The following is a 7,830-nucleotide window of genomic DNA, read 5'->3' on the forward strand; positions in this document are numbered from 1 at the left end:
CTCTGTACAATACAGAACTCAGTCCTTAAATTAAACAGTCTAACTTTTTGGGGTCAGATCATTTTCACACCGCTTTTTCTTATTTATCACACTCGGATGTATCACACTATGCAACTTTCTATTTTAAATCTCGTCCCGGTGCGTGAAGGACAAGACTACGCTCAAGCAATGCAATCTATGGTAAAACTGGCACAACTGGCGGAAGAACTGGATTTAGCTCGCTATTGGATTGCCGAACACCATAATATGAAAAACTTAGCCAGCTCGGCGACCACTCTGCTGATTCAACACACGTTAGCCAATACTAACAAAATTGCGGTTGGTTCAGGCGGGGTGATGTTACCGAACCACAGCCCTTATATTGTGGCAGAACAATACGGTACGCTTGCGACCCTTTATCCGAATCGTGTTCAACTTGGCTTAGGCAGAGCGCCCGGCACCGATATGCGTACCGCTAATGCATTACGCCGAGGAGCAAAACATCTCGAATTTCCAGATGAAATTGCAGAACTGCGTGGTTATTTCCAAAATACCAATCCGGTTTCCGCTTACCCTGCTGCTGGTTTAGATATCCCATTCTATATTTTAGGCTCCAGCACCGAAAGTGCGTATTTAGCCGCAGAATTAGGCTTACCTTATGCATTTGCCGCACATTTCGCTCCACAAATGATGATGGAAGCGGTCGAAATTTATTGTCGTTATTTCAAACCGTCCGACTATTTGGCGAAACCTTATGTGATTATGGGCGTGAATGCGATTGTGGCGGACAGCGATGCGGAAGCACAAAGTTTGGTGACCACCCAAACCCAATTCTTTATCAATGTCGTGACCAACGCACAACAGAATTTACAACCGCCAATGGCAAATGATGCGAAAGTGTGGCAAAACTTTAACCGCACGGAAAACGAGCTGCACTTCGGACCGGTCGATTTACGTGAAATGCAAATTTACCACCAAGAAAAAGCGGTGGTAGAACAAATGACCGCTTGCACTCTAGTCGGCTCACCAGCAACAGTCAAGGCTCAATTAACCCAATTAGCTAAACGCGTGGAAATTGATGAAATTATGGCGGTGACTTATATCTACGATGAACAAAAACAAGCGAAATCTTACCGCTTGTTAAAAGAGATTGTCGATCAGTTCTAGTCTAACTAATCAATTTACTGACCTAAAAGTAAAGCCCCCTCTAAGAGAGAATAAGCGGTTAGATTTGTGCAAAATTTTGCAAAAAGTTTTGTCAATCTAACCGATTGTCTTTTTTCTAGTAGCAAAAAATGGCTATTTATGTTAAAAATTGCGACAAATTTTCTCTCACATTCCCATTCACATTAAAGGAACACAACAATGTCTTTACAAGCAATTATTGAAGCGGCATTTGAGCGTCGTGCTGAAATCACACCAAAAACAGTTGATGCAGAAACTCGTGCTGCAATCGAAGAAGTTATCGAAGGTTTAGATAGCGGTAAATATCGTGTAGCGGAAAAAATTGACGGTGAGTGGGTAACTCATCAGTGGTTAAAAAAAGCGGTTTTACTTTCATTCCGTATCAATGACAACCAAATCATTGATGGTGCAGAAACCAAATACTACGATAAAGTAGGTTTAAAATTTGCAGATTACACGGAAGAACGTTTTGCACAAGAAGGTTTCCGTGTAGTGCCGTCTGCAACAGTACGTAAAGGTGCATATATTTCTAAAAACTGCGTATTAATGCCGTCTTATGTAAATATCGGTGCATACGTAGGAGAAGGCACAATGGTTGACACTTGGGCAACCGTAGGCTCATGCGCACAAATTGGTAAAAACGTTCACTTATCTGGTGGCGTAGGTATCGGTGGCGTATTAGAACCATTACAAGCAAACCCAACTATTATCGGTGATAACTGCTTTATCGGAGCACGTTCAGAAGTGGTTGAAGGTGTAATCGTAGAAGACGGTTGTGTGATTTCAATGGGCGTATTTATCGGCCAATCAACCCGTATTTATGACCGTGAAACCGGCGAAATCCACTACGGTCGTGTACCGGCAGGTTCTGTGGTTGTATCCGGTAGCCTTCCGTCAAAATGCGGTAAATACAGCTTATACTGTGCGGTTATCGTGAAAAAAGTTGATGCGAAAACTTTAGGTAAAGTGGGCATTAACGAATTACTTCGTACCATCGAAGAGTAATTAAATCCTCCCGCCCCCTCTTTGCAAAAGAGGGGGATTTTTTTACCGCTTGTAAGGAATCGATATGAAAAAAATTCTTCTCTTAAACGGTCCTAATTTAAATATGTTAGGCAAACGCGAACCACATATTTACGGCTCGCAAACCCTCGCAGATATTGAACAACACTTACAACAATCAGCACAGGCGCAAAGCTACGAATTGGATTACTTTCAAGCAAATGGAGAAGAGCCGCTAATTAATCGTATTCATCAAGCATTCCAAAATACCGATTTTATTATCATCAACCCCGGTGCCTTTACCCATACCAGCGTTGCAATTCGTGATGCATTATTGGCGGTATCTATTCCGTTTATCGAAGTCCATCTTTCAAATGTGCATGCCCGTGAACCTTTTCGCCATCATTCTTATCTAAGTGATATAGCAAAAGGCGTGATTTGCGGTTTAGGTGCAAAAGGGTATGATTATGCGCTAGACTTCGCAATATCAGAATTAAACGAAATCCAATTAGAAGAGGTAATGAATGGCTAATCCAGTGAAATATGAATCGCTTATTGTCGTCTGTAACGGTTTAGAACGTTTATTCGGGAATGTGGTGAAGGTACTAAGCTACCCGTTCCACGCAGTGTTTCCTAAGCTTCGTTTTACGATTCCGGAATATAGTCCGGCAAAAATTAAGTCGAAGCAAACTACCCGAATCACTAAAGCTATCTGGCAAACCAATTATTCAAACAAAGTAACGTTACCGGTATATGCGAATTATCTGTTTAACCGCTTAATGTCGCTAAGTTACGATTATCGTTATGTCAGTACCGAAGAACGAGAAAGCTATATTAAAACCCATGCCGATGAACGTATCTTTAATGCCTACAGCAAATTAACTGACGGTGCGGCACAAGCGGACTTTTGGCGTGTGTTTACTTTACACCAAGAAGGCGGAATTTATATTGATATTGATGGACACTTAGTTTTCCCGATCTCACAAATCATTCAGGAAAACGATCAGGAAGTCTTAATTAAACGTCGTGACAAATATACCAATTTCTTTTTAGTTTGCGAGAAAGGTCATCCTATCTTAAAAGATACGCTTGAAATTATTGTCAGCAATATTGAAAATCGTCGAATTGAAGGTGGTGTCTTCGTGATGACGGGGCCGGATACACTGAATGCCGCAATTGGTAGCAAACAAGTCAATACTCGCCGAGACAAAGTGACTTGCGCACAAGGTACTTTCACCAACGAGTATTTTCAGTATATTGACAAACCTCGTAGTAAATGGAACTACAAAAAGAACGAAGATTTATTAAAATAAGTTCGCTTTGTAACTGCTACGATGAGTTATAAAATTGCGTGAATATCGCCAATTTTACGAGATTTTATTCGCAAAATTGGCGAAATTCAGGTAATCTAGACAAGATTTTTGCTCTGCACAGTATTGTGCAGAGTTTCTCTTTTTAATTGACTATAAAAAACGGAATCTCACTATGGATATTCGCAAAATCAAAAAACTTATCGAATTAGTTGAAGAATCAGGCATCACTGAATTAGAAGTGTCTGAAGAAGAAGGTACAGTACGTATTAGCCGTGCTCAACCGGCCGCATCAGCAGCAGTCCAATACGTAGCAGCGCCTCAAGCTGCGGCAGTTGCACCTGCGGCGGCTCCTGTTGCACAAGCGGCACCTGCAGCTGCAGCGCCGGCTGCATCAGCAGAAGTAAGCGGTCACGCAGTGCTTTCTCCAATGGTAGGTACGTTCTACCGTAGCCCAAGCCCAGATGCAAAACCATTTATTGAAGTAGGTCAAACAGTAAACGTTGGTGATGCATTATGTATCGTTGAAGCAATGAAAATGATGAACCGTATCGAATCAGACAAAGCCGGTGTGGTTAAAGCGATTTTAGTAAACGACGGCGAAGCGGTTGAATTCGACCAAAAACTTATCATCATCGAATAATTTATTCACCACGGAAATAACGGAATACACGGAATTCTGCAAGCTGACAAGCGGTCTATTTTCTCTCAAATTTTGCAAAAAAATCAGTAAAATTGACCGCTTACAGCTTCTTCTGAGTGTTCCGTTCTCTTCCTTGGTAAAAGGGGAAAACTCCAATGTTAGAAAAAGTTGTCATTGCAAACCGTGGTGAAATCGCATTACGTATTTTGCGTGCGTGTAAAGAGCTTGGTATCAAAACGGTTGCGGTTCACTCAACGGCTGACCGTGAATTAAAACACGTGCTTTTAGCGGATGAAACAATTTGTATCGGTCCAGCACCTTCAGTAAAAAGTTACTTAAATATTCCAATGATCATTGCCGCTGCAGAAGTGACTAACGCAGACGCAATCCACCCTGGCTACGGTTTCTTATCTGAAAATGCGGATTTTGCAGAGCAAGTGGAAAACTCAGGCTTTACCTTTATCGGCCCGACTGCTGATGTGATTCGTTTAATGGGTGATAAAGTATCGGCAATCAATGCAATGAAAAAAGCGGGCGTTCCTTGTGTACCGGGTTCTGATGGCCCAGTGGGTAACGATCCGGTAAAAAACAAAGAAATTGCAAAACGTATCGGTTATCCGGTTATTATTAAGGCGTCTGGCGGCGGCGGCGGTCGTGGTATGCGTGTGGTATACAACGAGAAAGATCTCGAAGAATCTATCGCAATGACCAAAGCGGAAGCGAAAGCGGCATTTAATAACAATATGGTGTACATGGAAAAATATTTAGAAAATCCACGCCATATTGAAATCCAAGTTTTAGCGGATACACACGGTAATGCGGTTTATTTAGCGGAACGTGACTGTTCAATGCAACGTCGCCACCAAAAAGTGGTAGAAGAAGCACCGGCACCGGGTATTACCCCTGAATTACGTAAATTCATCGGTGAACGTTGTGCGAATGCGTGTCGTGAAATCGGCTATCGTGGTGCGGGTACATTTGAATTCTTATTCGAAAACGGTGAATTCTATTTCATCGAAATGAATACCCGTTTACAAGTAGAACATCCGGTAACAGAAATGATCACCGGCATGGACTTAGTAAAAGAGCAATTACGTGTAGCAGCAGGTCTTCCGATTTCAATTAAACAAGAAGACATTAAAGTGAAAGGTCATGCGATCGAATGCCGTATCAATGCGGAAGATCCGAATACCTTCTTACCTTCTCCGGGTAAAATCACACGTTTACACGTGCCGGGCGGTTTAGGCGTACGTTGGGATTCTCACATTTATACCGGTTATACCGTACCACCGCATTATGATTCAATGATCGGTAAATTGATTACTTTTGCAGAAGATCGTGATATTGCAATCCGTCGTATGCAAAATGCGTTATCAGAAACGATTGTAGAAGGAATTAAAACCAATATTCCATTACACAATCTGATTATGGAAGACGAAAACTTCCGTAAAGGTGGTACTAATATCCACTACCTCGAGAAAAAGCTCGGTCTTAAATAAGCAACAAGCGGTAAGATTTTCAGTAAATCTTACCGCTTTCTTTTAGCTTTTAAGCCATTGCTGAATGAGATCCGCAATCTGCTCAACATCATTAATATCTAAGCGATTCTCTCGTGTGAGCGGGTAATCGGTCGCTGTCGCAATTGTCCATTGATCTAGCTCCGGTAACGGTTTTTCAATTGCTTGACGATGCAACTGAATCTTGGCAATCGGCTCGTGTTTGAAACCTTCCACCAAAATCAAATCTACAGTTTCAGGATCAAATTTTGCAATTAATTGCTGAAAATCGACCGCTTGTCTCGGTGTTTCAGTCATTAATGCCCAGCGCTCTTCACATACAATCATAGTCGGGTTTGCACCGGCTACACGTAAGCGATGACTATCTTTACCCGGCTTATCTACTTCGACATTGTGATGAGAATGTTTAATCAATCCGATTCTAATCTGACAAGCGGTCAATTTGGGAATTAATTTTTCCAATAAGGTAGTTTTGCCAGTGCCACTATAACCGGTAATGCCCAATAATTTTGGTGTGTTCGTAGCTGTTAAACTAAAATTTTCCAAATCGGCAAAGGTATTCATATTTTGAAAAGCAGCTTTTTGCTCGGAGAAATCTACCGCAACACTTTTTTGTGTTTGGAAAAATTGGAATAGGCGACGCTCACCGCTTGCCAGATAGTGACGGAGCGATTCAGCTACCGAACGATGAATCAAGGCAATAGTAGGATGCGCTCGCTCACCGTCATGCACATAAGCGATTTGCGCTTGATTGATCGCTAATGCAACCGAGAGTCTTTTCACTAAATTAGTTGGTAAGAATGGCGTATCACATGGGACGAATAACAGATATTCGCTGGCAATGTTTTCAAAGCCGGATAGCATTCCGCTCAAAGGTCCTTGGAAATCGCTCAAGCTATCGCAATAAAAAGGCAATTGTGGGAAATGTGTTTGATATTCTGCTTGTGCACGATTAATATTCAAATGAATCTGAGCAATCTGCAGCGTAAGACGTTCCACAATATGCGCTATTAGTGTTTTACCGTTCAATATCTGCAAGCCTTTTTCTGCTCCACTCATACGGCGAGCAAGCCCACCGGATAAAATGACCGCAGAGATTTGATCTATTTGTAACATTTTATGTCCAAGTTTTTTGCAAAAGTATAGCTAAAAGTATATGATTCCGAAAACTTTTCGACAAGGATTTTTAAGGAAGCAAAGTATGAAATGCAAACGTTTAGAGGAATTACTTGAGTTATTAGGTGAACATTGGCGTAAAAACTCGGATTTACATCTGATGGATATTTTACAACAACTTTCAGTTGAAGTCGGTGAACCAGATAACTATGCCGCATTACGTGATGAGGTTTTAATTTATCAATTAAAAATGCGTAATGCAGATAAACGCGAGCCGATTCCCGGCATTAAAAAAGATTATGAAGAAGATTTCAAAACGGCATTATTACGTGCCCGTGGAATTTTAAACGACTAAGATAGTCCAATAGGCTAATCTATTTATTTGAGGAAACATAATGAAAAAATTTGCATTAAAATCAGCATTAGTAGCACTTTCCGCACTTTTTACCGTAAACTCAACAGCGTTAGCGGCAGCTCCGGCAGAAGGTAAAGAGTATACACAAGTGCGCCAAGCACCTTCGGCACAAAAAGAAGTCGTAGAGTTTTTCTCATTCTACTGTCCACATTGCTATGATTTTGAATTAACTTATAAAATCCCAAACCAAATTAAACAGGCACTTCCGCAAGATGCAAAATTAGTTCAGTACCACGTGAACTTCTTAGGTCGCCAATCTGAGAATTTAACTCGTGCATGGGCATTAGCAATGGCATTAGGTGTGGAAGATAAAGTGAAAACCGCATTATTCGAAGCAGCACAAAAAGATGCATTCAAATCAATGGATGATATCAAAGCGATATTTACTGCAAACGGCGTTAGCGAAGTGGATTTTGATAATGGCATCAACAGTTTTGCGGTAAACGGTTTAGTAAATAAACAAGTGCAATTAGCGGAAGATTTTAAAATTCGTGGTGTACCGGCATTTTTCGTGAACGGTCAATACCAACTGAATATGGAAGGTTTTGCGGATTCACAATCAACCAATGAATTTATTAAGCGTTATGTAGATGCAGTAACATTCTTACTGAAAAAATAATAACGAATCAGTTACAAAAAAGGCTCAGTTACAAAATGATCTGA

Annotated in this window: 9 protein-coding genes; 8 read left to right on the forward strand and 1 reads right to left on the reverse strand. The window is 41.1% G+C overall.

Features of this window, described 5'->3' with window-relative positions:
• Positions 1 to 108: 108 nt before the first annotated feature.
• The 6 genes from HMPREF0027_RS02665 to accC all read left to right on the forward strand — a co-directional run bounded on the left by HMPREF0027_RS02665 (position 109) and on the right by accC (position 5,618).
• A complete protein-coding gene (locus HMPREF0027_RS02665; RefSeq protein ID WP_044024233.1) occupies positions 109 to 1,146 on the forward strand; it encodes an LLM class flavin-dependent oxidoreductase in 1,038 nt (345 codons plus the stop codon).
• Between the two features lie 198 nt (positions 1,147 to 1,344).
• Positions 1,345 to 2,169, forward strand: a complete 825-nt coding sequence (dapD, locus tag HMPREF0027_RS02670; protein ID WP_005602738.1) for a 2,3,4,5-tetrahydropyridine-2,6-dicarboxylate N-succinyltransferase — start codon at positions 1,345 to 1,347, stop codon at positions 2,167 to 2,169.
• A gap of 64 nt (positions 2,170 to 2,233) precedes the next feature.
• Positions 2,234 to 2,698, forward strand: a complete 465-nt coding sequence (aroQ, locus tag HMPREF0027_RS02675) for a type II 3-dehydroquinate dehydratase (protein ID WP_005622041.1) — start codon at positions 2,234 to 2,236, stop codon at positions 2,696 to 2,698.
• Entirely contained in the window at positions 2,691 to 3,479 is a 789-nt protein-coding gene (locus HMPREF0027_RS02680; RefSeq protein ID WP_005622042.1) for a glycosyltransferase family 32 protein, read from the forward strand. The genes aroQ and HMPREF0027_RS02680 overlap by 8 nt, the downstream gene beginning before the upstream one ends.
• A 172-nt stretch (positions 3,480 to 3,651) precedes the next feature.
• Positions 3,652 to 4,119 (forward strand): acetyl-CoA carboxylase biotin carboxyl carrier protein, encoded by a 468-nt coding sequence (gene accB, locus HMPREF0027_RS02685; protein WP_005622043.1) that lies wholly within the window; start codon positions 3,652 to 3,654, stop codon positions 4,117 to 4,119.
• A gap of 155 nt (positions 4,120 to 4,274) precedes the next feature.
• A complete protein-coding gene (gene accC / locus HMPREF0027_RS02690) occupies positions 4,275 to 5,618 on the forward strand; it encodes an acetyl-CoA carboxylase biotin carboxylase subunit (protein ID WP_005622045.1) in 1,344 nt (447 codons plus the stop codon).
• Positions 5,619 to 5,660: 42 nt separating this feature from the next.
• Here the strand turns inward: accC and mobA are convergent, their stop codons facing one another.
• Positions 5,661 to 6,752 carry a molybdenum cofactor guanylyltransferase MobA gene (mobA, locus tag HMPREF0027_RS02695; RefSeq protein WP_005622048.1) on the reverse strand — a complete coding sequence of 364 codons (1,092 nt, stop codon included), beginning with the start codon at positions 6,750 to 6,752 and terminating at the stop codon, positions 5,661 to 5,663.
• Positions 6,753 to 6,837: 85 nt separating this feature from the next.
• Between mobA and HMPREF0027_RS02700 the strand changes: the two genes are divergently transcribed.
• Together HMPREF0027_RS02700 and dsbA are read left to right on the forward strand one after the other, a co-directional pair.
• Entirely contained in the window at positions 6,838 to 7,107 is a 270-nt protein-coding gene (locus tag HMPREF0027_RS02700; RefSeq protein WP_044024234.1) for a YihD family protein, read from the forward strand.
• A gap of 40 nt (positions 7,108 to 7,147) precedes the next feature.
• Positions 7,148 to 7,786 (forward strand): thiol:disulfide interchange protein DsbA, encoded by a 639-nt coding sequence (gene dsbA / locus HMPREF0027_RS02705; protein WP_005622051.1) that lies wholly within the window; start codon positions 7,148 to 7,150, stop codon positions 7,784 to 7,786.
• Positions 7,787 to 7,830: the final 44 nt, after the last annotated feature.

Source organism: Actinobacillus ureae ATCC 25976, assembly GCF_000188255.1.
Taxonomy (GTDB): domain Bacteria; phylum Pseudomonadota; class Gammaproteobacteria; order Enterobacterales; family Pasteurellaceae; genus Actinobacillus; species Actinobacillus ureae.

Bases quoted from the DNA above. Each gene is read 5' to 3' on its own strand.
- HMPREF0027_RS02665 (WP_044024233.1), top strand. From the start codon at position 109: ATGCAACTTTCTATTTTAAATCTCGTCCCGGTGCGTGAAGGACAAGAC.
- dapD (WP_005602738.1), top strand. From the start codon at position 1,345: ATGTCTTTACAAGCAATTATTGAAGCGGCATTTGAGCGTCGTGCTGAA.
- aroQ (WP_005622041.1), top strand. From the start codon at position 2,234: ATGAAAAAAATTCTTCTCTTAAACGGTCCTAATTTAAATATGTTAGGC.
- HMPREF0027_RS02680 (WP_005622042.1), top strand. From the start codon at position 2,691: ATGGCTAATCCAGTGAAATATGAATCGCTTATTGTCGTCTGTAACGGT.
- accB (WP_005622043.1), top strand. From the start codon at position 3,652: ATGGATATTCGCAAAATCAAAAAACTTATCGAATTAGTTGAAGAATCA.
- accC (WP_005622045.1), top strand. From the start codon at position 4,275: ATGTTAGAAAAAGTTGTCATTGCAAACCGTGGTGAAATCGCATTACGT.
- mobA (WP_005622048.1), bottom strand. From the start codon at position 6,752: ATGTTACAAATAGATCAAATCTCTGCGGTCATTTTATCCGGTGGGCTT.
- HMPREF0027_RS02700 (WP_044024234.1), top strand. From the start codon at position 6,838: ATGAAATGCAAACGTTTAGAGGAATTACTTGAGTTATTAGGTGAACAT.
- dsbA (WP_005622051.1), top strand. From the start codon at position 7,148: ATGAAAAAATTTGCATTAAAATCAGCATTAGTAGCACTTTCCGCACTT.